The organism is Streptomyces sp. ISL-94 (assembly GCF_018614075.1).
Taxonomy (GTDB): domain Bacteria; phylum Actinomycetota; class Actinomycetes; order Streptomycetales; family Streptomycetaceae; genus Streptomyces.
On the sequence record NZ_JAGGOZ010000095.1, the window covers coordinates 1 to 24,442 of the forward strand.

Sequence of the window (24,442 nt, forward strand, 5' to 3'; positions counted from 1 at the left end):
GACCTAACAAAGCCCTACTAGAGGCTCGGAGAGGGCCGCGACCGGTAGCGGTCCGCGAGGGCCGCGACCGTTTCCGCGAGGGCGGCGCGCAGTTCGGGCGGTCCGAGCACCTCGGCGTCCGTACCCAGCCGGAGCAGGTCGCCGACCGCGACGGCCGGGGATTCGACCGGCAGGCCGATCCGCACCCACCCGTCCGCGTCGGCCGGGCCGGCGTCGGCGAGGGCCCGTACGCCCGCGGCACCGAACCGCATCGGCAGCAGCCGCTGCCCGCGGGGCGAGAGGCGCAGCTCGGCGGTCTGCTGGTGGAGGGCCGTGTCGAGGCGGTCGGTGGACTCCTGCCAGTACGCGGCGAGTTCGAAGCCGGCGGGCCGCTCGAAGCCGTCCTCCACGGTGTCGACCGCCAGGAACCGGGAGACGCGGTAGGTACGCACCGCCCCCTCGGTCCGGGCCACGAGGTACCAGATGCCGCCCTTGAGGACGAGGCCGAGCGAATGCAGCTCGCGGTGCACCTCCCCGCGCCAGCGGCGGTAGTGGGTGCGCAGGATCCGCTGGTCCCAGACGGCCTGGGCGATCTGCGCGAGGTGCGGTACGGGGTCGGCGTCCCGGAACCAGGCGGGGGCGTCGAGGTGGAAGCGGTCCTGGATCTGCCGGGCCCGGCCGGCCAGCGCGGCGGGCAGCGCGGCCTGGAGTTTCAGCTGGGCGGCGGCCAGGTCGGCGCCGAGGCCGAGCTCCCGTGCCGGGCCGGGGGCGCCGGCGAGGAAGAGGGAGCCGGCCTGGGTGTCGGTGAGGCCGGTGAGGCGGGTGCGGTAGCCGTCCGCCAGCCGGTACCCGCCGGCCGGACCGCGGTCGGCGAGGACGGGGACTCCGGAGGCGCCGAGGGCTTCGACGTCCCGGTAGACGGTGCGGACGGACACCTCCAGCGCGCCGGCGAGCTCGGGCGCGGTCATCCTGCCGCGGTTCTGGAGCAGCAGGAGCAGGGAGAGAAGCCGGTCGGCGCGCATGGCGGCCATTGTCGCCGTACCTGACAGGAGGTGTCAGGTACGGCTGCCAGCCTGGGGTCATGCCGGGCGGAACAGACCGTCCGGCCCGCCGAAAGGACGCGCATGCCCACGCCGACCACCGTCGAGACCGCCGGCCGCTTCACCTTCGCCGACTGGCAGGAGCAGCCCGTCGGCTCCCCGGACTCCGCTCCGCGCCTCGCCCACGCCACCGTCACCAACGCCTTTTCCGGCGGGATCGAGGCGGCCGCGACCTCCTGCTCGTACGTGATCGCCTACACCGGGGAGAGCGTCGGCACCTACTCCGGCATGGAACTGCTCTCCGGCAGCGTCGACGGCCGCAAGGGCGCCTTCGTCCTGGAGGAGCGCGGCAGCTTCGACGCCACCGGCACCACCTGCCGTTTCGAGGTCGTCCCCGGCTCCGCCACCGGGGACCTGGCCGGACTGACCGGCTCGGGCGGGTTCACCTACCGCCACGGCGACACCTCCGTCGCGTACGCCTTCACGTACGCGCTCGCCTGAGGCGCCGGCCGGGGGGCACGGCAGCCGCAGGGCACCGGCGGCCACCGCGAGGGCGGTGGGGCCGATGCCCGGGCCCAGGGCAGTCGCCGGGACGAGGACGGCGACGTGCCGAGGCTACGGTTACGGCTACGGGGCGCCGAAGGTCAGCGTCAGGCGCGGTGTGCCCTCGTTGGCCTGGGCCTCCGAGGACCAGAGCCACAGGGCGTCCGTACCGGTGCTGCTCAGGGCCAGGCTGTAGGCGCCGCCGAGCGCCGTGGCGACCGTCTGGGTGTTCAACTCGGTGGTGTGCACCGCCGAGCCGTCCGGGATCCCCGCGAAGCTGCCGAGTGCCGGAGCGCCCAGTGCGGGGCGGTTGTTGTACGTCGTACCGTCCTCGGTCCACGACCCGGTGACCGGGACGACCGAGACGGTGTCCGTCGTTCCGGCGCCGCTCATGGTGCTCGTCTTGACGGCGAGCACGGCCGACTTCAGGACCGTGCCCGCGGGCGCGGCGGGCAGGTTGAAGCGGAGGTAGCTCGCGTAGAACGAGGTGCCGCGCACGGCGAGCGATCCCGAGGTCCCGTAGTTGCCGTCGGGCGCGCCCGCGTTGGCGTAGGTGTCCTCCGCGGCGGTCACCTGGACCACCGAGTCGCCCGGGGCGGTGGCGAGGGCGTAGTGGTGCTGCACCTGCGCCGCGCTCAGGACGGTCGGGTAGACGGCGGTCTCGTCGAGCAGGCCCGCCCAGTATTCGCTGGTGGGGCGGTCGGGCCAGCCGCCGAGGCTGTCCCCGCCTGCGTGCCAGTAGCCGGAGAAGTTCTCGTGCGTGGTGACGGCGAGGGTGCCCTTCTGGGCGCCGTCCACGTAGAGGACCATCCCGCCGGGGCCCTGGGTGGCGACGGCGTGGTGCCACTGGTTGTCGTTGTAGGTGCCGGTGGTGGTGAGGGTGCGGGTGGCCCCGGTGTAAACGCCGTAGACCAGGCGCCCGTCATTGGTCATGTAGAGGTGCTTGTCGTACTGGTTGCTGCCGCGCGCCTGGTTGCTGCCGAAGCCGAAGAGCTTGCCGCCCCGGGTGGTGTTCGTCTTGAACCAGGTCTCGATGGTGTAGGTGCTGCCCACCGTCTGCCGCTTGTCCCCGTACACCTGGGTGTCCGTGCCGTTGAATCCGATCGCCGTGCTCGCGCCGGCGACCGCGCCGGGGGTCTGGCGCAGGGCGGGCGCGTTCAGGTGCACGCCGCTCTGGTTGCCGCCGTCCGAGGAGTCCGCGACGAACGGCAGGGCGGACTCGTCGTAGCGCCAGTACTGCTCGGCGCCGTCGGTGCGGACCTGGTGGGGGTAGCCGTCCACCGAGGTCGGGACCGTCACGGCGGCCGTCCCCGACAGGGCGCTGGTGTTGCCCGCGGCGTCGGTCGCCGTCACCCGGTAGGTGTACGTCTGGCCCGGCGTGACGGTGGTGTCGGTCCAGGAGGCCTGCGGGCGCCGGAAGAACAGTGAGTCCGCGGTGACCGTGGCGATCGGGGTGGCCGCGCCGTTGCGGTAGATCCTGTAGGTGAGCGCGCTGTCGTCCAGGTCGAGGCTGGTGCGCCAGCGCACCTGGGCCTCGCCGGGCTTGAAGCTGACCGCGCTCGCGACGGGCACGGTGGGCGCGCCCGTGTCCCCGGTGGAGGCGAAGCGCGTCAGGCTCTGCTGCGCTGCGCCGTTGACGGTGGTGAATTCTCCGCCGACCCAGAGGTACTGGACGCCGCCCTTGGAGCCGACCGCCATCACGCGCGGGCCGATGCCCTCCCCGACGCCGTCGTTGGTGTCGGGGGCCCAGCCCAGCTTGCCCGTGCCGGTGGTGGGCTGGGCGAGCAGGTGGTGGCGCTGGCCGTCGGGGAACTCGCCGACGCTGGAGCAGTCGTGGGCGTGCGAGGCGCTGTAGAGCACGCTCTGGTAGGGCAGTACGGCCTGGGTTGCGCCGAGGCAGGTGTCGCGCCAGCGCTGGCCCAGGTCGCTGAGGTTGAGCGCGATGCGGCCGTCGAAGACGCCGCCGCCCGTGCCCTCGTTGGCGGTGTAGAAGCCGGTCGCGTCGGTTGCGATGTCCTTGACGACGGAGTTGGTCTCGATGAAGCCGGGGTATGCCCTGGTGAGGGCGCCGCTGGTGGCGTTCACGACGGCCAGCGCGTGGGTGTTCGCACCGTTGACGGTGAAGAAGTCGCCGCCCAGTACGACGTTGTTGCCGTCCGGGGTGACCTCGACGGCGCGCCCGGGCTCGTCCGCGTCGGCGGTGAAGGGCCGCAGCGTCCCGTCGGCCGCGTCGACCGCGGCGAAGCGCTCGCGCGGCCGGCCGGCGACGGTGAGGAAGTCGCCGCCCGCGTAGACGGTGTCCGAAGTGACGGCGAGGGCGCGGACGGTGGCCGCGAAGGCCGGCCGGAAGGAGGTCTTGACCGTGCAGCTCGCCACGTCGATGGCGGCGAGGCTGGAGACCGGGGTGCCGTTGACGGCGCCGAAGTAGCCGCCGGCGTAAAGGGTCTTCTTGTCGGGCGAGAGGGTGAGCGCGCGGACGGTGGCGGTGCCCGAGCCGACGGTGAAGGACAGGGTGCAGGAGGTCGGGGCGCCGGTCGCGGCGTCGAGCGCCGTGAAGTTCACAGCGGGCTGCTCGCTGCCGGCGCCGCCCGCGGGCGGGCGTACGGCGGAGAAGGTGCCTCCGACGAAGACCTGGCCGGCCGCTTCTGCGAGGGCCCAGACGACTCCGTCGGGCTGCCAGGCCGGCAGGGCGTCGGCGGTGAAGGCGACGGGCGGGGTGAGGGCCGCCGCCGGTGGGGCGAGGCCGAGGCCGATGCCCGCGCCGGTTCCGGCCATGGACAGGGCGAGAGCGGCGGCGAACCCTCTGGACCTACTGGATCTGCGCATGAACCCCCCAGTTCGGTGTGCGGTGTGCGGGGCATGGCCGAAAACCGCCGAACAGCCGTCGCAGCCATGCGTACGGCCGCACCCTAGGGTGAATCGACGTACAGTCCACGCCACTTGACCCATCGGATGCCAAATCGCGCCGGACAGGGAGGGGCCGAACGGGCTGCCGCCGGCGTCCCCGGACTACTGGGACCGCCCGCTGCCGGGTCAAGCCGGCCGCTGACGGGACGGGTAGGAAGGACTCGATTCGGTCGGTTCTGATCCGAATGGCACCCATGGGGAACCCGCCGCCGCCATCCCCGTACGCAGGGTCACCCTGGCGAAACGGCCCCGCGCGGGCCCGCGCCCCTCTACCGTGCCCTGAGGTGATGGGCACGGCACCGGAGGGCGGGGCGGATGGACGACGAAGAGGACATGCGGCTGGCGGGGATGACGCCGGAGATCTCCCGCCGCACCCTCACCATGCTGCGCGGTCTCGCGGGCCTGGAACCACCCGAACAAGTGCCCGAGGATGCCATGGTGGTCGCCGACGCGATCCTGGCCGAGCACGGCACCGACGGGCTCCGGGTGCTGGTGATGACGCTGGCGGCCTGGGCGACCGCCCAGATCGAGAACGTCGCCGAGTTGAGCGGGCGCAGCCACGAGGCGGTGCTGGACGCCATGGAGCTGGCCTGTCTGGAGGCGAATACCGAGGACTAGACGGCGGCGGTCGGCGGGGCGGGCGCTGGGCCGGATCGGGCCGATCCGGAAGAGGCCATGCCCGACCCGGCCGGGATTCGGCGGGCGTCGGCGACACTGGGGATAGCAGTCGTGTCGTGGGGGGTCTGATCGGAGGCCGTCGTGAGCACACCTTCCCCCGTACGCATCGCTGCCATGCTGTCCACCGAGCACCGGGGACGACTGATGTCCCAGGCGCGTGAGGTCAATTTCCGCGAAGGCGCGCGCATCTTCGACGAAGGCGCCAAGGCGGATTCCTTCTGGATCGTGCGCTCCGGCACGGTGACCCTGGAGATCCCCATGGCCGGCCGCCGGCCCGCGCCGGTGGAGAACCTCGGCCCGGGTGAGCTGGTGGGCTGGTCGTGGCTGTTCCCGCCGTACGTGTGGCAGCTGAGCGCCGAGGCGATGACGCCGGTGCGTGCGTACGAGTTCGACGGCCCGGGCGTACGGATGCTCATGGACGCCGATCCCGCCTTCGGCTCCGCGATCGGGCACTGGGTCGGCCGGGTCCTCTCCCTGCGGCTCCAGCAGACCCGCACCCGGCTCCTCGACCTGTACGCCCCGCGCGCCGCGGCGGCCCAGTAGGCCGTCGGCCCGCTCCCGGCGGGGGCGCGGCGGAGTTTCCTTCCAGCCGCGCCCCCAAACCTGCGCGCCCCGCTCAGTCGCGCAGGGCGTCCGCGGTGGGGACCACGAGGCCGAACAGGTCTGTGACGGTCGTCAGGGCAGCGGCCTGCAGGGCTGCGGCGGGCAGGACCGTGCCGTCCGGGGCGGCGAGGGCGCGGGTGGCGGTGGTGTCGGCCACGACCGTGGGCCGGTAGCCGAGGTAGAAGGCCCCCTCCGCCGTGAAGGTGACGCACATGTGCGTCATGAACCCGGCCAGCACGAGGTCCTTGCCGCTGCCCGGGCCGGCGCCCAGGTCGGTCAGGGTCTTCTCCAGGTCGGTGCCGTGGAAGGCATTGGGGACCTGCTTGACCACGACCGGTTCGCCGTCGGCCGGCGCGACCTCGTCGCTGAGGGAGCCGATGCGGGCGCGGATGTCGTAGGGGGTGCCCTCGCCTCCGTCATTGATGATGTGGATCACCGGGGTGCCCGCGGCGCGGGCCCGCTCCAGCAGGCGGGCGCCGGCCGCGAGGGCTTCCTCGGCGCCGTCCAGGGCCATGACGCCGCTGCGGTAGGTGTGTCGGGTAGGACCCTGACCTCTCGGCACAGAGTCCCCCCTCAGAACCGGGCGTGCGACTTTCACCGCACCCGGCTCAAGCAGGCCCAAATGGCTACGCAATTTCCTGCATCTCCTTGTTGTCGGAAGCGTGGTGCTTCCTGTGGCAATCGGAGTGAATGAGCACGAGGTTGTTGGCCTGATCCGATCCGCCGCGCGAGCGGTAGGTCAGATGGTGCTTGTGCAGACGCCGGAAATTCGCATGGAACCAGTCCGCCCATTCGCGTACCGATTCGGGCTCATACCCGGCCCCGTCGATGAGATCCGTGCCGCACAGCGGGCACAGACCCTTTTGTCGGGCTGCCATCCCCACGACCTTCCGGCCGTGAGCCTCTGGATGCTTGCGCTTGTTGCGCCGCTCGGCCCAGTAGTCCACACAAGACGGATCATCCGGAGATGCCGCCCCTTTCACCACGGTGTGGCGAACGATGTGTGTCCAGCTGAGCTTCACCAGATATGCACCGGTCTCCTTGTCACCGAAGACCCAGTTGTCTCTGCGATGCGGGTGGAAGGCTCCGAAGTAGTTGTTCCGCAACCACGCGGTCGACTTTTTCGGATGCCTTCGCTTGACCCACCTGAACATCCTTTTGTACATCCAGTGATCGAGGTCTCCGAAGACCTTGCTCGCTGCCGCACCTCGGTAGTAGGTGGACCACCCCTTGATCAAGGGATTGAGACGGCGTATGACATCTGCCGTCTTGGCCGTGGCCATCTCCTTGGAGATCGCCGTGGCCTTTTCCTTGAATCGCTTCACCGCTTCTTCGCTCGGTTTGGTTAGCAGCTTCCCCTCGAACCGGCGGACGTGGAAGCCGAGGAAGTCGAAGCCTTCGTCGATGTGGACCACGCGGGTCTTCTCATCGTTGAAAGCCAGACCTCTCGGCTCCAGCCATTCGGTGAGCCTCTGCTTTACCGTGTATGCCTGCTCTTCCGTGGCGCACATCACCACGAAGTCGTCGGCGTACCGAACAAAGGTCGGGGTCACTTGGACCGACTTCTGCCAGATCGGCTGTCGGTCTATGTCCCCTGCGGCGTTCCCCATGCCGTGCAGCGTGATGTTCAGCAGCAACGGACTGATGACCCCACCTTGCGGCGTGCCCTCCTCCGTAGGCGCGAAGCGCCCCTGCTCCATCACCCCGGCTGTCAGCCATCCCTGGATCTCCCGGCGAGCCGGGAAGTCTCCGATGGCGTCCAGCAGGCGATCATGGTTGACCCGGTCGAACGCACTCGACAAGTCAGCGTCGAGGACCCAGGTTCTCTTCGAGTCCTTGCGCGTCATCGTCGTGTGAATGCGTCCTACCGCATCATGGCAACTCCTCCCCGGTCGGAAACCGTAGCTCCGCTCCTCGAAGAGTGCCTCCCACTCCGGCTCCAAGGCGTTCTTCACCCTGGCTTGCTCCACACGGTCCCGAATCGTCGGGATTCCGAGTGGCCGCAGTTTTCCGTTCGCCTTCGGGATGTGCACGCGCCGTACGGGCACCGGCCGGCATCGCGGCGCCGCCTCCAGCTCCCGAAGGAGCTGTCCACGGTCCTGATCCGACAGGGCCACTTTCCCATCCACACCGGGAGTACGGCGTCCTTGACTGAGCTGCGTCACCCGGCGGATGGACACCACCGTGTTGTGACGAGACCGCAGCATCAGCTTTTGCAGGTTGCGGAGACGCTTGGCGTCCCCATCTTGCGCAGCCTTGAAGATCCTCCGCCTCAGTCGACGTACGTCCGCCTCTGCCTCGGCCCAGTTCACGCTGCGCCATGCTTTGGCATCGCCCAGGCTTTTCGTCACTCGGGTGGCCGCGTCGGCCGTTGTTCCGGTCATCTTGTCCACCTCCGTGTCTACGTCCAGTTCCTGGTTCTGTCGTCATTGCTTCGGCCTCTTCAAAGGCCCACCTGTCCCGCGTCAGCCCTCTTTCGAGTCCGCGCATGTGCGCGGTATCCGCCAGGTTATGGACAGCGGCCAAGGAGCCGTATCTCTGCCTTTTCCCCTAGGCTTTCGCCTTAGCGGCCTTCGCTTCTCGGGACATCCTGTTCCCGCATAGGATCTGTGCCTTCGTTACCTCCGGCCTACCGGCTTGCACCGGACCCATACGGGTTTTCACTGTTCCACACGCACCAGATACGACCTGGGTGGGGCGCTCCCTATACTCCGGGGTCAATGGTGACCACGCTGCCCGTTCCAAAGTCCGGTCAGCCACCTCGGGTATTTCACCCGACGACCCTTCCGCCGATTGCTAGTCGTTGCCGCGGTTATCGATGACGAAGCCTCATCAGGAGTTCACTTGCGTTCGCCCTTCAGGTCTTCCCCTTGCCCTGTCGCCGACGACGACCCGTCGGCCCCTTGGGGCTTCTTGTCAGGCAGCTTCACACCCGCTAGTTACCCGGCGAGCATGTGCCTTAGGGGACCAGCCATGTTGGTCACTTGGCTGGAGGGAGCACCATCCTCACGGCGCTCCCCGCTGGTGCGAGCGGCTTATCAGCTCGCACTCTGGTAGTCGATCATGATCAGGACGGACTCGCTCAGCCGGGGCGGCTGGTTGTCGAGTCCGCTCACGTCGCGCAGGGTCTTGGACGCGGTGTTCGTGCTCATCGGATGCCTCTCATCGGGGAAAAGGGCAGGGCGAAGCCGTCCGCCTCCTCCGTGCCAGGGGAAACAGGTGCTGGGCGGCGCGGCGTCAGCCGGCCTGCGTGCGGAAGCGGCGCCGGTAGGCCGCCGGGGTCGTGGCCAGCTGCCGCCGGAACGCCCGGTGCAGGGTCTCCGCCGAGCCGAGTCCGGCGGCGGCCGCGATCTGGTCGAGCCGGGCGTCGGTGGTCTCCAGCAGACGCCGGGCCGCCTCGATGCGGGCCGCTTCGACGTAGGCGGCGGGGCTGGTGCCCGTCTCCTGGGTGAAGACTCGCGCGAAGTGCCGTTCGCTGAGGCACATCCGGGCGGCCAGGGCCGGCGCGGAGAGGTCCTCGTCGAGGTGCTCGGCGATCCACAGCCGCAGCTCGTCGATGTCCCGGCGTTCGGCGGCGGGGCGGCTGAGCGGTACGGAGAACTGGCTCTGGCCACCCTGCCGCTTGAGGTACACCACCAGCTGCCGGGCCACCGCCAGCGCCGTCTGCTCGCCCAGGTCCTCGGCCACCAGGGCCAGGGCGAGGTCCAGGCAGGCGCTGATCCCGGCCCCGGTCCACAGCCGGCCGCGGTCGGTCCGGACGAAGATGGGATCGGGGTCGACCGTGATCTCCGGGTGGTCGGCGGCGAGCTGGGCGGCGGTCGACCAGTGGGTGGTGGCCGTCTTCCCGTCCAGCAGCCCGGCCGCGGCCAGGACGTGCGCGCCCACGCACACCGAGGCGACCCGCCGGGCGTGCGGGGCGGTGTCCTTCACCCACGCCACGACCTCGCTGTCGATACGGGCGACCGGGCCGGCGTCGGTCATGTCGACCGCGCCCGGCACCAGCAGGGTGTCCACCTGCGCGCCGACCTCCTCGAAGGCCACGTCGGCGAGCAGCCGTACGCCCGCCGATGTGCGGACCGCTCCGGCGGCCGGTCCGGCGAGGCGGACCTGGTAGCCGGCGCGGCCCGCGGTCTCCCGGTTGGCCAGCGCGAAGACCTCGGCCGGGCCGGTGACGTCGAGGAGATCGACATCGGGGAAGACCGCGATGACGACACGGTGCGAAGGGGGCATGCACCGATCCTCACGGCTGCGGCGCATGGCCGCAATGACGATTCCCTGTCACATCCGGACACGACCGCATGCAGACACGCCTCATGACCGCCCCGATGAGGACGACCATCAGGGACTCCCCGCCACCCCGGACACCCGAAACGAACCCGATCGCAGCCCCCGCCGGAGCCCGACTGGGCGCCATCGCAGCCCCATCCGGGCAGCTCCCGGGAGCCGTCGGGCAGCCCTTCGCAAAGGTTTCACGCGTGTCTCCCGGTCGGTGTTCGGCCGATTCGGCGGCCCGCTCCCCCACTGGTCAGCGCCTCCCCAGCGCTGCGGTCTGCGCTCATCCGTACACGATCAGTGACGAGAAATTGCGGGCGAACGAGCGTTCGCGGCTCGCGTGGGCAAGACTCTCGTCCGCTATCCGAAACACCAACCCAAAGGAGTGTTCGCAATGCGGTCCATCGCAAAGGGTCTCGGGCTCGGTTCCGCCGCCATGGCGCTCACCGCGCTCACCGCGCTGGCCTGGCCCGGAACCGCCGGAGCCGCGCCGTCCGGTACGCAGAGCCTCTACGCGCCCTCCGCGCTGGTGCTCGGTGTGACCGCCGGAGAGGACGCCGCGACCGGCACCGTGGTGCGCGCGGTGACACTGGTGTGCGCGCCGACGCCGGGCGGTACGCACCCGAACCCGGCCGCCGCCTGCGCCGAATTACGGGCGAGCGCCGCGGAGTTGGACGAGCTCGCGGCGCCCGGCGCCGGCGCCGCGTGTACCCGGGAGTGGAACCCCGTGACGGTGACGGCCGACGGGGTGTGGCAGGGCCGCCGGCTGAGCTACTCGTACACCTTCGCCAACCCGTGCGGTCTGCGGCACACCGCGGGCACGCTGTTCAACTTCTGAGGCCCAGCCCGGCAGCCCGGGCCTCGCCCCTTCCCGGTCAGCCGAGTTCGAGGCTCGTGACCCCGTAGATCCCGGCCAGTTCGACCTCGGGGGTCGGGCCCGTGTACATCCGCGCGGCCTCGAACGTCGGGGCCAGGCCGAGACCGGTGAACAGCTCGACGGCGCCCGGGTTGGCATCCGGCACGTCCACCGAGACCAGCCCGCCGGGCGCGTGCCGCGCGAGCCGCCGCAGCAGGCCGGACGCCACGCCGGGACCGGACGCGTACAGCGGGCCGATCCGGGCGGCGCCGCTGCACGGGCGGATGACGCCGAGCCCCTCGATCCGGCCGTCGCGGACGGCAGCCAGCGCCGTGCGGCCGGGCAGTGTGGTCCAGGCGGACAGGAAGGCGTCGCGCGACTCGGGGAAGAACCGCCGGTCATAGGCGGCGAGCCGGCCGAACGGCAGTCCGGCCGCGTCCATCACCTCGAAGTCCTCGGCCGCACCGTCCCCGGCGTGCGGTACGCCCTCGTGGCGGATGTTGTTCCAGGCGGAACGGAACCCCGACTTACGGTAGTTGTCCTGCTGGGCGACGACTCCGTCCAGTCCGATCAGCCGCCCGCGCAGCCGTTCCATCCCCGCATGCCACACCCGGATGCCGTAGCCCTGCCCGCGGAAGGCGGGGCGGGCGATGTAGAAGCCGATGAAACCGAAGCCCTGGCCGTAGCGGACGGCGGAGATGCTGGCCACCGGCTCACCGTCGAGCCGGCCGACGAGGAAGCCCTCCGGGTCGGCGACCGCGAAGGCGAACCGGTCCGAGTGTCCCGGATTCCAGCCCTCCTCATCGGCCCAGCCGCGGATCATGTCCATGTCGGCGGCGCTCGCGCCGGTGATCTCGAATCCCGTCATGCCCCGTGTTGTACCAGACCGGGAGGGGATGCACAGCAAGGCCTGATCGGTCGTCAGGAACCCTGCGGGGGATGGCGCGTTCGGCCTCCCGGCGGAGGTGCGGAGCCTCAGCCCGCACAGATCACGTCGTCGAGGTAAATGGGCTGGGAGTCGAGGCGTACGTACGCGGTGAAGGTGTCGGCCTTTCCGGAATCCCAGTGGGTGGTGACGGTGGCCCAGCCGACCCCCGCCGTCTCGGCGACGGTGACCGGGCCGATGGCGATGTCCTGCGGCTGGCCCTGGGCGCAGAGCAGGACGTCGGCGTCCGCGCGCTCCCGCTGCCTGTCCTTGAGCACCTGCGAGACCCGGTTGTCCCGGTCGTAGTCGGAAGGGCCGTGGTGACCGTAGAAGCCGGCGAGAAAGGTGCTGATCTGGCCGGCGTCGTGCGGCGGCGGAACCGCGGCCGGGGCGGCATGGGCAGCGGCGACGGACAGCGGGGCCGACAGTGCGAGCAGGGTCGGCAGCAGGGCGCCAAGGCGGTACGTCATGAGCTTCATGTCCGTTTTGTACCCGACGGCCCGGCCCCTCGGGAGGCCGCCGTCAGGATCTCACTCCTGTGGAGGGCGGGATTCACCGCAGAAACGACTCTCCGCGCCCCTCCCGGACCCAGGCCGCACCGGCACCCGCCCGGAAACGTTGTGATCGACGCACGGTGTACGAAACGGACGGGCCGCGCGGGACCGAAGGAGTGAAGCGGTGGCCCCGAGGCCGTCGGGCCGACGGGAACCCCGGCCGTGCCGCGCCTCCGGGACTGCTGGACGCCGGAGCACTGAATTCGGTCGCGGACCGGTGGCCGGAATGCGTACGGTCGGCCCATGGGAAAGCCGCTCGTCGCAGTGTTCAGCGGGGCCGGGATGTCCACCGACTCCGGGATCCCGGACTACCGGGGGCCGCAGGGCCTGTGGCGTCGGGAACCCGACGCCGAGAAGCTCGTGACCTACGAGTACTACATGGCGGACCCGGACATCCGCCGCCGGTCCTGGCTGATGCGGGCCGAGCTCGGCGCCCTCGGGGCCCGGCCCAACGCCGCGCACCTGGCGGTGGCCGAACTGGAGCGCGGCGGCACCCCCGTGCGGGTCGTCACGCAGAACGTGGACGGGCTGCACCAGCTCGCCGGGATGCCCGCGCGCAAGGTGTTCGAGCTGCACGGCAGCGCCCGCTCGGTGGTCTGCACCGCCTGCCACGCCCGCTCGGGCATGGACGAGGCGCTGGCCCGGGTCGCCGCCGGGGAACCGGATCCCGCCTGCCTGGCGTGCGGCGGGATCCTGAAGGCGGCGACCGTGATGTTCGGCCAGCGGCTCGACCCCGTGGTGCTGGGACAGGCGATGGCCGTGGCCAAGGGGTGCCAGGTGTTCATCGCCGTCGGGTCCACTCTTCAGGTGCAGCCCGCCGCGTCCCTGGCCGGGATGGCCGCGGAGGCCGGGGCCCGGCTGATCATCGTCAACGCGGAGGAGACCCCGTACGACTCCCTCGCCGACGAGGTCGTCCGCGAGCCCATCGGGACCGCCCTGCCGGCGCTGCTGGCCCGGATCAGCGGCTAGTGCTGTGACCGGTTCGGGGCGGGCCGGTCCCCCACGGGACCGGGTCATTCCCCCGCGGCCGCCCGGCGCATCTGCGCCACGTCGAGCTTCTTCATCTTCATCATGGCGGCGAACGCCCGGGCGGCCCGCTCCGGGTCCGGGTCATTGATCACCTCGAGGGCCCCGGGCGGGATGACCTGCCAGGAGACACCGAACTTGTCCTTGACCCAGCCGCAGGCGACCTCCTGGCCGCCCTCCTCGGTCAGCGCGTCCCAGTAGTAGTCCGACTCCGCCACCTCGTCACAGTGGATCATGAAGGAGATCGCCTCGGTGAAGTGGAACTCCGGACCGCCGTTCAGCCCGATGAACTTCTGCCCGTTGACCTCGAACTCCACGACCATCACCGAGCCGGCCTGGCCGGGGCCCCCGTCCGGGTAGCGGGAGATCCTGCCGATCTTGCCGTCCTTGAAGACGGACACGTAGTAGTCGGCGGCGGCCTCCGCGTTGCCGTCGAACCACAGGCACGTGGTGAAGCCCCTGCTGCTCATGACTGCCTCCTGGCGCGTAGCGCGTATGCGGGGTATGCGTGGATGTGTAGTGCGTCCCTCACATACAGACCGGCCCCGGGCCCGAAATTCATCGGTGGGCCCGGGGCCGGTTCGCGTTCAGCGGGGAATTCGCCCGTACGGGCTACTTCGCGGGGCCCGCACCCAGCTCCAGCATGCGGTCGACGACGCGCTCCGTGGCGTGGCCGTCGTCCAGGTCGCAGAACTCCTCGCGCCAGGCGGCGCGCGCCTGTGCGTACTGCTCCCCGAGGGCGTCGGCGTTGCGTACGGCCTCGATCAGGCTCGCCGAGTCCGCCAGCAGGGGTCCGGGCGCCTTCTCCGCCAGATCGAAGTTGAAGCCGCGCAGGGTGTCCCGGTAGCGCTCCAGGTCGTAGGTGAAGAGCAGGACCGGCCGGTCGGTGAGCGCGAAGTCGAAGAGCGCGGAGGAGTAGTCCGAGATCAGCACGTCGGCGACGAGCAGCAGGTCCGCCGCGTCGGGCCGGCGGGACACGTCGACGACGAAGCCGTCCCGGACGCCGTCGCGGACCTGCTCGGTCACGTGGTGGTGGCCGCGGATCAGCAGGACGTGGTCCTCGCCCAGCTCGCGGCGGGCCGCGTCCAGGTCGATCTGCAGGTCGAGCTTGTAGCCGCCGGACCAGCCCTCGCAGTTCTCCCGCCACGTGGGCATGTAGAGGACGACCTTCTTGCCCTCGGGGAGCCCGAGGCGCCGCCGGACCTCGGCGATGCGCTCCGCGTCGGGCCGCACGAGGGCGTCCGTGCGCGGGCTGCCGGCCTCGATGACCTCGCCGTCGTAGCCCAGGGCGCGCTTGAGCAGCGGCGTGGCGTACGAGCTCGGGGAGGCCAGCAGGGACCACTGGGCACTGTCGTGCGCCAGCCCCTCCAGGATCTCGGGGCTCGTGTAGTAGTCGTGCACGAAGTCGTGGCCGATCTGCTTGACCGGCGTGCCGTGCCAGGTCTGTACGACGACCTGGCCGGGGCGCCGCTGGAAGCGGATCGGGACGTTGTCGTTGGTCACGAAGTAACGGGCGCGGGCGAGCAGGTCCCAGTACTCCACGCTGTCGTACTGCACGGCGCGGGCCGTCGCCGGGACCTCGGTGCGGCCGTCGCGGACGAGCCAGACGTGTTCCAGCTTCTCGCCGCGGCGCACCAGTTCCTCGTGGATGGCGCGCGGGGAGTCGCCGGCGCCCGTCCCCTTGAAGGTGTCGTAGAGGACCACGTCCTTGACCGGCAGGGCGCGCTGCGCCGGGTAGGTCTCGAAACGGGCGACGCGCTGGGCGTAGTGGGAGCGGTCGTGCGGGCTGAGCAGCGGGTCGGCGACCAGCACCATGCGGTCGTACAGGCGGGTCTCGATCCGCATCCGGCGGCCCTGCGTGGTGAAGGGGTGCGGTCCCGAGGCGAGCCGGCCGGTACCCATCTGCACGGGGGCGCCGCGGTCGACGCCGAGCAGGCCGGCGGTGGTGCCGCCCTGGGAGACCGGGCGCATCGTGGGCCACCAGCGGCCCTCGGGGAGCGTGGTGCGGCCCGCGTACGACTCGGGGAGCACGGGATCGAAGGTGGCCTCGAAGCCGTCGCCGTCGCGCGTGACGGGGTAGCTGAACTCCACGCCGTAGGCGTTGTGCAGGACGAGTTCGTACAGCTCGTCGGTCGGCGCGGCGAACCGGCCCCGCAGGGTCACGGTGCCGTCCTGGGCCTCGACGGCGTCGACGAGCGGCGGCGAGGGCTGCACGGAGAGGGTGAGGTGGCCGGTGCTGCCGCGCTTGGCGAAGAGGGTGCGGTCCGCGTCCTCGCCGGGCAGGGGCAGGACCAGGCCGTTGAAGCCGCCGCGCTCGTCGTGGGCGAGGCGGTGCTCGGAGCCGTCGGCGCCGAGCACGGACAGGCTCCAGGGCTCCGGGGTCCACTCGCCGGGCGCGCACGGGGCGTCCGGTACGGCGGCCAGATCGGCCAGCGGCACGCGGGCGGTGAAGGGGATCCGGCCGCCGGGCGCCGCGTCGCCGGTGTGGAGCGGGACGCTGACGACGGTGCCGGTGCCGACGTGCACGGCGTTGAGCGTGGCGGCGCCGGCGCCGGCCGCGGCGGAGAGCTCGCCGGTGATCTCGACGGTGTCGTCGCCGGCGGGCCGGACGTCCAGGGCGCGGGCCCGGACGATCTCGACCTGGATGGTCAGCGCGCCGTTGACGGCCGGGATGATCCGGACATCGGGGGCGACCCAGTGCGCGGGCGGGTTCTGGCCGGTGTCGTGCTCGCCGCCCTTGAGGCGGGCCCGGTGGAGGCCGCCGGCGCCCGTGACGGCGATCGAGGTGGTCCATATTCCCTCGTGCCACTTGCCGCCCGACTGGAAGATCGAGGGGTCGACGACGGCGGTGAAGCCGGCCCAGTCGGCGTGCCGCAGGGCGAGGTGCGGGGACTTCACGGTGGCCATGGGGGAGGCGACGGTTCGGGTGCTGACGACCGAGCGGCGGCGCTTGCCGCCCTCGCGGAAGATCAGCATCTTGCGGGAACCGAGGCGGCTCTCCGCGCCGAGGTGGCCGGGCAGTGCGTAGCCGCGCAGGAGCAGCTTGCCGTCGGCCCAGGCCGCCTGCTCCAGGCGGCTGACGACGCGTCGCTCGCGCGGGCCGAGGGCGAGGATCTTGGCGGGGACGGGCGGGCGGCCCTGGAGGAAGGGGTAGTCCGCCTGCGGGCGGGCGAGGCCCTTGACCGGCACGCTGTACTGGTAGTCGCGCTGGTGGTGCAGGAGGGCGATGAAGTCCTCCACGCGGCCTTCGCTCGCCAGGTACGCCTTGAGGCGGTCGGCGACGGTCAGGTCGGACCAGGGGCCGGTGCCGATCTCGCGGACGAGGCCGCCGACCTCCTTGACGAAAGCGGCGCGGAACTCGGGGCCGCCCTCGGGGACGTACTTGTAGATGAGCGGGAGTTCCTCGCTCAGTACGTTGTAGTCGTAGTCGCGCAGGTAGCGGGCGTACTTGGCGCCCTGCCTGGCCTTGAGGGACTCGCGGACCAGGCGGACGGACGTCACGCGGTCGATGAGGGAGACCGGGTCGGTGGAGCGCTGGGTGATGGAGCGCTCGCCGGTCTCGCGGACGCGCCAGTGGTAGACGCAGTCGCTGATGACGTCGACGCTGGAGGCGAAGTAGTGCGCGGGGATGCTGACCGGGGCGTCCTCGTAGAGGATGCCCTCCGGGTACTGGAAGCCGTGCTCGTCCCAGAAGGTGCGCCGGTAGACCTTGTTCCACGCGGTGCGGTCGGTGACCAGTGCCGGGAACTTCGAAATGTGGGTCTTCAGCTGCGTCTTGGCGAAGGCGGCCCGATGACCCCAGGACTGCTGCATGCCGACGGAGCGGAAGCGCTTCACGTTGCCGCCGGCGAAGTCCGAGCCGGTCTCGTCGAGCGCTCCGATGAGCCGCTCGTAGGCGTAGTCCGGCATGGTGTCGTCACTGTCGACGAAGGCCAGGTATTCGCTGTCCGGATGGGCATGGCGGGCGCCCACGTTGCGGGCCGCACCGAGGCCCGCGTTGTCCTGCATCACGACCCGGAAGCGCTTGTCCCGCGCGGCGAAGGCCTTCGCGAGAACGGCGCTGGTGTCCGTGGAACCGTCGTCCACGAGGATGACCTCGAAGTCGTCGAAGGTCTGGGCTGCGATGGATTCCAGGCACTCGTCGAGGTAGAGCTCGACGTTGTAGACGGGGACGACGATGCTCAGGCGCGGGGGCATGGGTGGCGGGTTCTCCAGCGTTTTATGCTTTACCGATGATCAGCTGCTCACAGCATCGTACTCGGTAGCGGAATCACGAACTCCCCCCATTTCGGACATACGGCGGCTGATCGCCGGGGCGGACGGCAAAGAATTAAGCCGTCCGCCACCCAGGCGATTCCCGGTCAGACCTCCAGCTCGGCCTCGATCTTCTTCAACTGGTGGCGGGCCATCGCGAGGTTGGCCCGCCCCTTGTCGAGAGCCAGGTAGAGGAAGAAGCCCGAGGCACCCCGGCCCTTCAGCAGACGGATCAGGTGGTACTGGCTTCCGAGCGTGATCAGGATGTCCTCGATCTCGTCCGCGAGGCCGAGCATCTCCATCGTGCGGACCTTGGCGCGCACCACGTCCGTGTTGCCGGCGGCCGCGACGGCGAGGTCGAGGTCCTTGCCACCGCCGACGGTTCCGAGGGCCATGCCGCTGCCGTAGTCGACGAGGGCGGCACCGAGCGCGCCGTCGATGGTCGTGGTGGCTTCCTTGAGGGCGGTCTCGACGTTTGCCATGAGGGATTCCTCTTTCTGTTTCCGTCTTCGGGTCGGTCCTGCCGGTTTGGCTCTACGGGGTTCAGGCGGGCGGGCCGACGGCGCCCCGCCGCCCGAGGGTGTGGTCGATGAGTTCGGCTATGCGCAGGCTGGAGCGCCGGGCCTCCAGGTGGAGGCGCCCCACGTTGACGCGCGGCTCGGCCGTCAGCGTGAGGACGGCCGCCTCGCCCGCGGCGTAGGTGGCCACGTATCCGAGTTCGCCGCGCACGAGCAGCTCCCGGAATCCGCCCTGACCGGTGCTGTCGCTCAGCCGCTGGGCGACCCCGAGGGCGGCCGCGGTCAGCGCGGCGACGGTCTCGGCCTCGGTGGCGGCGCTGTCCTGGGCGAGCACCAGGCCGTCGGCGCTGGCGGCGAGGGCGCCGGTGAGCTGGGGTACCCGGGCCCGCAGCCTGCGGAGCTCGGCGAGTATCTCGGCCTCCGCCTCGGCGGGCACCGTGCTCATGTCGGCCTTTCTCCTTTCGGGCTGCCTCCGCTCGGAGCGGTCGGCGCGCAGGGCCGGTCGCAGCGGGAGCCTCACAGGCTTGCCTCCAGTGCGTCGCGTAACCGGCGGAGCAGCGCCACGTCCGGGGGTTGGGTCTCGGTCATCCAGTCGGGCAGGCGTTCCGCGGTCGGCGGCTGGGCCGGCGTGTGCGGGGTCTCGACCAGTCCGGCCGCCGCCAGGCGCCGTACGTCGAGCAGCGTGTGGAAGGCGGGCCGGCCCAGGACCCACGCGAGGTCCGCCGGGGTGCGTACGCCGTCGGCCTGGCCCAGCAGGATCCGCTGCCGGGCGGTGACGGTCTGGCCGGGCGCGGCGGGCCGGGGCACCACCGGGGCGGTGTCGAGCAGCGGGTACGGCCAGACCGCGTCGAGCAGTTCCCGGCGGCGGCGGGTCTCCCGTTCCACTGCGGCGGCCGGGACCGAGCGGACGGAGCCGATCCAGTGGGTGGCCCCGCGGCGGAACCGGGAGGGCCCGCTGCCCGGGGACAGGGCGAAGAAGGCGGCATCGAAGATCGCGGCGAGATGGCAGATCTCCAGCTCGCCGCCCGCGAGGCCGCCGCTGTCCACGAGGAAGCGGGCCACCTGGCGGCGGGCGCCGGCCCGGTCCACGGCTTCGCGCCAGCGCTCGGGGGCGAGGGCGCCGCCGGTGGTGAGCAGGACGTCGAGGCCGGGGGTGGCCGGGCTCTCGGCGTGCACGATGCGGCCGTCCTCGAGGAAGAGGGTGCCCCGGTCGCGCAGCAGGGCGCCGGTGGCGCGCTCGGCGGCGAGCCGGGTGAGCAGGGGCGAGACGGCGGAGGCGGCGGTGGGGGCCGGGGCGGCGGCCGGGGCCTGGCGGGGTGCCGGGGTGGTCATCTGAGCACCAGCCCCTCGGCGAGGGCGCGGAGCTTGTGGCGGGCGAGGGCGAGGTTGCCGTCGGCGCGGTCGAGCCAGAGGTGCAGGAAGACGCTGCTGTCGAAGCTCGTCTCGACGAAGCGGAGCACGTGGTAGCCGGTGCGGGTGGTGACGATCAGGTCCTCGACGGGCAGGCCGGCGGCGTCACCTCCCAAGGGAGCGTCGTCCGCCGGGGCGAAGGACTCGTACTCGGCGGCCGCACGGGCCAGCTCGGCGGTTTCGGCGGCGGTGGTCTCGTGGTCTCCGACGGGCGAGTCCCCGGCGGTGCCGAGGGCCAGTCCGCTGCTCCAGTCGACCAGCGCGGCCCCCCGCGCACCAGGCAGGGCCATGGCTTCGAGCAGGCATTCGTCGATCCCGGGCACGCGGGCTCCCCTCCCGGCCGGACGTGCTGGGTGCACGGTCGTACGGCGCGACAGGAGGGAACTTACTCAACTTCCACAGAGCGGAAGGGCGTTCTGGCATTTTCCGCTGGAACATGCGCGGAACCGCGCGACACCTTGGCCGGAACCCGTCGCCTTCTGATCACGAAGCGAGCGGAAGATCGTCCGCGAGCCGGAACGACCCGCCCTCGTGCTGGACGTAGCCCTCGTGGCTGAGGGTGCGCAGCAGGTGGTAGACGGTGGGCAGCGGAATGCCGGTGAGCCGGGCGAGCCGCTTGGCCGTCGCCCCGCCTTCGGCGTACATCGCTTCCACCAGGCGCAGTGCGCGCTGCACGGAACCGATCAGCGTGGGTGTGCTGTCCTTCTGACTGTGGTGGTCGGCGCCCATGAGTAGTCCCCCTGCTCCGGTACGAGGCCAGGCCTGGCCAACCCATCAAAGTCGCTCACCGCCCGCTAACGCGGCCGACGCGCGTAAACCCGAGCATAAGATCACCGACCCGGTCCGGCCGTCGACCGCCAGGCGTGTCCGCGGCGGCGACGGGATCCCGGCGACGTGAGACGCGTCTCGCGCGGGCCCGGCCCCGCGCGTCCGGCAGTCAGGCCGACGCCTGCAAACCACCCCACCCTAGGCAAAGCGGCATCGCAGCACGTCAACCCAGGTGCGAGGGCCCCATATCCGCCCCTTATGCTTCCCGGACCGCGGATCCAGGGGGATCGCGGCAGGGAGGGGGATCATGGCCGGTCCTGCGGCCCCCGCCGCGGTGGCTGCCGAAGGACGAGCCGGTGCTGTACCGGGCGGACACGCCACGGCTGTTCAACTGATCGAGACCCCTCCAGCGTGGCCGGCGCCGTCAGCTCGTCCATGATCAGGCCCGGCACCGCGAGGGGACCGGCGGTGAGCCCTGCGCGTGCAGTGCTTCGCCCACGCCGGCGGACGCGGCCCGTCCCGGCCCTCCCCACCGCACCCTCCCCCGTGTCAGGCTGCCCGTCATGGAGCGGATCATCGAGGAGATACGCGAGGACCTGTCCCGCCGGATCGCCGTGGCGGCGGACCGGCTCGCCGACCGGACGCTGACCGAGGATCCCGCGTACGCAGCCCTGCTCGGCCGCGCCGAGCTGCGCGAGCGGATCCACCACACCCTCCGCCAGGCCGTCGAGGGCCTGATCCGCAGCTCCCGCGGCCTGCCCGTGGAGCTCGCCGACGCCCGGGCCACCGGCGCCCTGCGGGCCGAGCAGGGGCTGCCGCTCGCCTCGCTGCTGCGCACCTACCGCCGCGGCGGGCAGCTGCTCTGGCAGACCCTCACCGAAGCCGTGGCCTCCTACGACCGGGCCGCGCTGCCCCGGCTGCTCCCGGTCGCGACCGCACTGTGGGACGTACTGGACCAGATGGCGGACGCGGTGTCCGAGTCCTACCGGCGTACGGAGGCAGCGCGCACCGACCGCGACCGCGAGCGCCGCGCGGCCCTGCTCGACGCCCTGCTGGACGGGGCCGGCGGCGACGGGCCCGCCGCCTCGGAGGCCGCGGCGCAGCTGGGCCTGCCCGCCCGGGGCCGCTTCGCGGTGGTCGTGGTGGCCGCCGCGGACGGTCCGTCCCACCCGGCACAGAGGCCGGGGGCCACCGGCGCGCCGCGCGTGCTGTGGCGGGTCCGCGCCGGCGGGGAGAGCGGCCTGGTCGAGCTGGGCCACCATCCACTGGAGTCCGTACGGGACCTGCTCGCGCCGCTCGGGGTCCGGGCAGGGGTCAGCCCGGTCGTGGAGGCGCCGGCCGAGCTGGCCCGGGCGCACCGGCTGGCGGCCCTGGCACTGCGCACCGCCCCCGCGTCCGGCGGCCCGCGCACCGCGCTGCTCGACGAAGGGCTGCCCGCGGCGCTGGTCGCGGCCCAGGCCGAACTCGCGGGCCGGCTGCGGAAGGTGGTGCTGGGGCCCGTACTGGCGCTGCCCGCGGAGGACCGCCGGCTGCTGCTGACCACGCTGGGCACCTGGCTGGCCTGCCGGGGTTCCACGACGTCGGCCGCCCAGCGGCTGTACTGCCACCGCAACACCGTCTCCAACCGGCTGCGCCGCCTGGAGCAGCTCACCGGCCGGTCCCTCGCCGACCCCCGGCACGTGGTGGAGCTGACGCTGGCGCACGCGGCGGTGGTGCAGCACGCCGCGGCGGAGCCCGCTACTGCGGGTCCTCCCGGCGCGCCGACTCCAGCAGGTACGGCACGTCGATCACCGCGACCCCGGGTGTGAACAGCAGCCGCGCCTTCAGCCGCAGCGCGTTCTGGGTGTGCAGGGGCTGCTCCCACCAGTGCCCCACCACGTAGGTCCCTGCGCGGGTCCGTGCTCGCGCGGACCTCCCCCGGCTCCTTACCGACACGTAGAGTAGCGATCGGGGGTGGGGTGGGAAGCCGGGAGGGACCCCGCCAGGATTGCGGACATACCGTCAGACGACGGGGAATTCACACCATGCGCAGGCTACGGGCACCCGCCGCTTCCCGACGTCGGCCCGCATCCGCCGGCCGGTGGGGTCCTTCGTTCGAGGGGTACCGCGGGCGCCGCCTTGATCCCGTGTTTACACGAGTACGGCGGTCCGGGGGCCTCGCACACCTCGTCCGTACGATCGATCCGGCCCCGCCGAAAGGCCGGTTTCCGGCCGCGGGCGGACGATGGAGGGGAGGGAAGGAGGTGCACCGAGATGGCCACCTTCATGGATGTCCACACGGGCATGAAAGGCATCACGTCCGAGCAGCTGATGGCCGCGCACCGCGCAGACCTGGCGATCGAGGCCGAGGAGGGCGTGCACTTCGAGAAGGCATGGGCCGATCCCGAGGCGGGCACGGTCTACTGCCTGTCGACGGCCCCGTCCGCTGACGCGGTCCAGCGCATCCACGAGCGGACCGGGCACCCGGCGAACGAGATTCACCCGGTGCCGCTCAGCGTGTAGGGATGGCCGGCTGACCGGATTCATTCGCACACGGCAGGGGGGGCTGGAGGCCTGCGGCATATGCCATGAGCAAGCCCGTTACGGATGTTGCCAAACGCCTTACACGCCGTTGCTGCCTGTGCAACAGTCGTAACCGGTCCTTCCTTCAGACTTGGCCGTGCCGCGCCTGTATCGGAGTTCTCATGCCGTCCCATCTGTTCGCGGACCGTCCCGCGCAGCCTCCAGAGCCAGGGTCGGTGGACGCGCTGATCTCGCAGACCCGCCGACTGCGGGGAGAAGTGGACGCGGTCCGCCGCGACACCGTCGTCGACGACGACGACGCCCAGGGCCGCTGGCAGCGCGCGCTGTGCGATCTTGCCGTGCACCACCTCGACGACCTCCGCGAGCACCTGGGCCAGCTCAAGGAAGGTCTGCCGCCCGCGCCCGAGACCCTCGAGCTGCCGCAGGCGGCCCCCGAGGCCGGACCCGAGGCGCACACGCGCGTCGGCAGCGCCGAATGGAACCTGCTGACCGACGAGGTCAGCTGGTCCGACGAACTGTTCCAGATCTTCGGCCGGTCCCCCGAGGCGGGCGCGCTCCCCCTCGACGAACTGGGCTCGACGCTGTTCTCCGAGGACCAGCCGCTGCTCACTGCCTGGGTCACCGCCTGCCTGGTGGACGGCAAGGCGATCGACGGCGAGTTCCGCATCGTCCGGGCCGACGGCCGGGTCCGGACCTTGCACATGAGGGGCGAGCCGGTACTCGACTCCGACGGCTGCACGGCCTCGATGTGGGCCGTACTGCGGGACGTGAGTGAACTGCGCCGGAGCCAGCGGGCGGTGCGCGAGTCCCGGGACTCGCTCCAGCGCCAGCGGGAGATCGCGCAGACCGAACACCGGCTGGCGGTCGAGCTGCAGGAAGCCGTGCTCCCCCCGTGGCGCGGCTCCCTGCGGTTCCCGCACAGCAGTACCGGCACCCTGGACGTGGCCGCGCACTACCTGCCGTCTGCCACCAGCGCGCTGATCGGCGGCGACTGGTACGACGCACTCGAACTGCCCGACGGACGCTCGCTCCTGACGGTCGGTGACCTGACCGGGCACGGAGTGACCGCCACCTCCGGGATGGCGATGATGCTCGGCGCCCTGCGCGGCATGGCCATGGCCGGCATCGAGCCGGGCCCGCTGATGGGCTGGCTCAACCAGCTGCTGGAGACCTCCGTACAGCCCGCGCTCGGCTCGGCCGTGTGCTGCCGTTACGATCCCGCGCGCCGGGTCCTGTCCTGGGCGCAGGCCGGACATCCGGCGCCCCTGTTGTTCCGCCGCGGGTCCGGTCGCTCCCTGCTGCCGCCCGAGGGCGTCCTGCTGGGCGCCACCTCCGGCGCCTCGTACGGGCAGGCCGAGGAACGGCTCGAGGTGGGCGACGTACTCGTCCTGCACACGGACGGACTCACGCCGCGCAGCATCGAGTTCAGCCGGGCGGACGGAACCGAGCGGCTGCTGGCGCTGGCGCCGCGGTTCTCGGCGGCGCGGTCGGCGCAGGACTGCGTACGGATGGTGATCGAGGAGTTCGGGGAGAGCGAGCGCGAGGACGACGCGTGCGTCCTGGTCGCACGGGTCGGCGGTTGAGGT

22 protein-coding genes are annotated in these 24,442 nt (G+C 71.6%); 8 read left to right on the forward strand and 14 right to left on the reverse strand.

Annotated elements, in window-relative coordinates; genetic code table 11:
- Positions 1 to 17: 17 nt before the first annotated feature.
- Positions 18 to 1,001, reverse strand: coding sequence for a YafY family protein (locus J7E94_RS26965; protein WP_215019407.1), 984 nt, complete (start codon positions 999 to 1,001; stop codon positions 18 to 20).
- 102 nt (positions 1,002 to 1,103) lie between these two features.
- Here J7E94_RS26965 and J7E94_RS26970 point away from each other — a divergent pair, with 102 nt between their 5' ends.
- Positions 1,104 to 1,520, forward strand: a complete 417-nt coding sequence (locus J7E94_RS26970; protein WP_215019408.1) for a DUF3224 domain-containing protein — start codon at positions 1,104 to 1,106, stop codon at positions 1,518 to 1,520.
- 126 nt (positions 1,521 to 1,646) lie between these two features.
- On the opposite strand, the gene J7E94_RS26975 is transcribed toward J7E94_RS26970, so the two are convergent.
- Entirely contained in the window at positions 1,647 to 4,388 is a 2,742-nt protein-coding gene (locus tag J7E94_RS26975; protein WP_215019409.1) for a DNRLRE domain-containing protein, read from the reverse strand.
- Between the two features lie 396 nt (positions 4,389 to 4,784).
- On the opposite strand from J7E94_RS26975, the gene J7E94_RS26980 reads away from it, so the two are divergent.
- Positions 4,785 to 5,087 carry a hypothetical protein gene (locus J7E94_RS26980; RefSeq protein ID WP_215019410.1) on the forward strand — a complete coding sequence of 101 codons (303 nt, stop codon included), beginning with the start codon at positions 4,785 to 4,787 and terminating at the stop codon, positions 5,085 to 5,087.
- Positions 5,088 to 5,228: 141 nt separating this feature from the next.
- A complete protein-coding gene (locus tag J7E94_RS26985; RefSeq protein ID WP_308345472.1) occupies positions 5,229 to 5,690 on the forward strand; it encodes a cyclic nucleotide-binding domain-containing protein in 462 nt (153 codons plus the stop codon).
- A 73-nt stretch (positions 5,691 to 5,763) separates the two neighbouring features.
- Here the strand turns inward: J7E94_RS26985 and J7E94_RS26990 are convergent, their stop codons facing one another.
- The 3 genes from J7E94_RS26990 to J7E94_RS27000 form a co-directional block, all read right to left on the reverse strand.
- A complete protein-coding gene (locus J7E94_RS26990) occupies positions 5,764 to 6,348 on the reverse strand; it encodes an isochorismatase family protein (RefSeq protein ID WP_374224510.1) in 585 nt (194 codons plus the stop codon).
- A gap of 28 nt (positions 6,349 to 6,376) precedes the next feature.
- Positions 6,377 to 8,134: a group II intron reverse transcriptase/maturase gene (gene ltrA / locus J7E94_RS26995; RefSeq protein WP_215019412.1), complete on the reverse strand. Its 1,758-nt coding sequence runs from the start codon at positions 8,132 to 8,134 to the stop codon at positions 6,377 to 6,379.
- A gap of 853 nt (positions 8,135 to 8,987) precedes the next feature.
- Positions 8,988 to 9,980 carry a GlxA family transcriptional regulator gene (locus J7E94_RS27000; protein WP_215019413.1) on the reverse strand — a complete coding sequence of 331 codons (993 nt, stop codon included), beginning with the start codon at positions 9,978 to 9,980 and terminating at the stop codon, positions 8,988 to 8,990.
- A gap of 436 nt (positions 9,981 to 10,416) precedes the next feature.
- Here J7E94_RS27000 and J7E94_RS27005 point away from each other — a divergent pair, with 436 nt between their 5' ends.
- Positions 10,417 to 10,860, forward strand: a complete 444-nt coding sequence (locus tag J7E94_RS27005; RefSeq protein WP_215019414.1) for a subtilase-type protease inhibitor — start codon at positions 10,417 to 10,419, stop codon at positions 10,858 to 10,860.
- A 37-nt stretch (positions 10,861 to 10,897) separates the two neighbouring features.
- Here J7E94_RS27005 and J7E94_RS27010 read toward each other — a convergent pair whose 3' ends face one another.
- Entirely contained in the window at positions 10,898 to 11,746 is an 849-nt protein-coding gene (locus J7E94_RS27010; protein ID WP_215019415.1) for a GNAT family N-acetyltransferase, read from the reverse strand.
- Positions 11,747 to 11,853: 107 nt separating this feature from the next.
- Positions 11,854 to 12,282 (reverse strand): hypothetical protein, encoded by a 429-nt coding sequence (locus tag J7E94_RS27015; protein WP_215019416.1) that lies wholly within the window; start codon positions 12,280 to 12,282, stop codon positions 11,854 to 11,856.
- Positions 12,283 to 12,600: 318 nt separating this feature from the next.
- Between J7E94_RS27015 and J7E94_RS27020 the strand changes: the two genes are divergently transcribed.
- Entirely contained in the window at positions 12,601 to 13,326 is a 726-nt protein-coding gene (locus J7E94_RS27020; protein WP_215019417.1) for a Sir2 family NAD-dependent protein deacetylase, read from the forward strand.
- 44 nt (positions 13,327 to 13,370) lie between these two features.
- Here J7E94_RS27020 and J7E94_RS27025 read toward each other — a convergent pair whose 3' ends face one another.
- The 7 genes from J7E94_RS27025 to J7E94_RS27055 form a co-directional block, all read right to left on the reverse strand.
- Entirely contained in the window at positions 13,371 to 13,853 is a 483-nt protein-coding gene (locus J7E94_RS27025) for a VOC family protein (protein ID WP_215019418.1), read from the reverse strand.
- Positions 13,854 to 13,995: 142 nt separating this feature from the next.
- Positions 13,996 to 17,580, reverse strand: coding sequence for a bifunctional glycosyltransferase family 2 protein/CDP-glycerol:glycerophosphate glycerophosphotransferase (locus J7E94_RS27030; protein ID WP_215019419.1), 3,585 nt, complete (start codon positions 17,578 to 17,580; stop codon positions 13,996 to 13,998).
- 164 nt (positions 17,581 to 17,744) lie between these two features.
- Positions 17,745 to 18,119, reverse strand: a complete 375-nt coding sequence (locus J7E94_RS27035) for a hypothetical protein (protein ID WP_215019420.1) — start codon at positions 18,117 to 18,119, stop codon at positions 17,745 to 17,747.
- Positions 18,120 to 18,180: 61 nt separating this feature from the next.
- Complete coding sequence (locus J7E94_RS27040; protein ID WP_215019421.1) at positions 18,181 to 18,600, reverse strand: roadblock/LC7 domain-containing protein; 420 nt, start codon at positions 18,598 to 18,600, stop codon at positions 18,181 to 18,183.
- Between the two features lie 71 nt (positions 18,601 to 18,671).
- Complete coding sequence (locus J7E94_RS27045) at positions 18,672 to 19,487, reverse strand: transcriptional regulator (RefSeq protein ID WP_251057280.1); 816 nt, start codon at positions 19,485 to 19,487, stop codon at positions 18,672 to 18,674.
- On the reverse strand, positions 19,484 to 19,888 hold the full coding sequence (locus J7E94_RS27050; protein WP_215019422.1) for a hypothetical protein: 405 nt from the start codon (positions 19,886 to 19,888) through the stop codon (positions 19,484 to 19,486). The genes J7E94_RS27045 and J7E94_RS27050 overlap by 4 nt, the downstream gene beginning before the upstream one ends.
- Positions 19,889 to 20,048: 160 nt before the next feature.
- Positions 20,049 to 20,294 carry a helix-turn-helix domain-containing protein gene (locus J7E94_RS27055; protein WP_215019423.1) on the reverse strand — a complete coding sequence of 82 codons (246 nt, stop codon included), beginning with the start codon at positions 20,292 to 20,294 and terminating at the stop codon, positions 20,049 to 20,051.
- Positions 20,295 to 21,292: 998 nt separating this feature from the next.
- Here J7E94_RS27055 and J7E94_RS27060 point away from each other — a divergent pair.
- The 3 genes from J7E94_RS27060 (at position 21,293) to J7E94_RS27070 (ending at position 24,439) form a co-directional block, all read left to right on the forward strand.
- Positions 21,293 to 22,141, forward strand: a complete 849-nt coding sequence (locus J7E94_RS27060) for a helix-turn-helix domain-containing protein (RefSeq protein ID WP_251057284.1) — start codon at positions 21,293 to 21,295, stop codon at positions 22,139 to 22,141.
- 445 nt (positions 22,142 to 22,586) lie between these two features.
- Positions 22,587 to 22,835, forward strand: coding sequence for an SCO4226 family nickel-binding protein (locus tag J7E94_RS27065; protein ID WP_215019425.1), 249 nt, complete (start codon positions 22,587 to 22,589; stop codon positions 22,833 to 22,835).
- Between the two features lie 182 nt (positions 22,836 to 23,017).
- A complete protein-coding gene (locus J7E94_RS27070) occupies positions 23,018 to 24,439 on the forward strand; it encodes a PP2C family protein-serine/threonine phosphatase (protein ID WP_215019426.1) in 1,422 nt (473 codons plus the stop codon).
- The last annotated feature ends 3 nt before the right edge of the window (positions 24,440 to 24,442 follow it).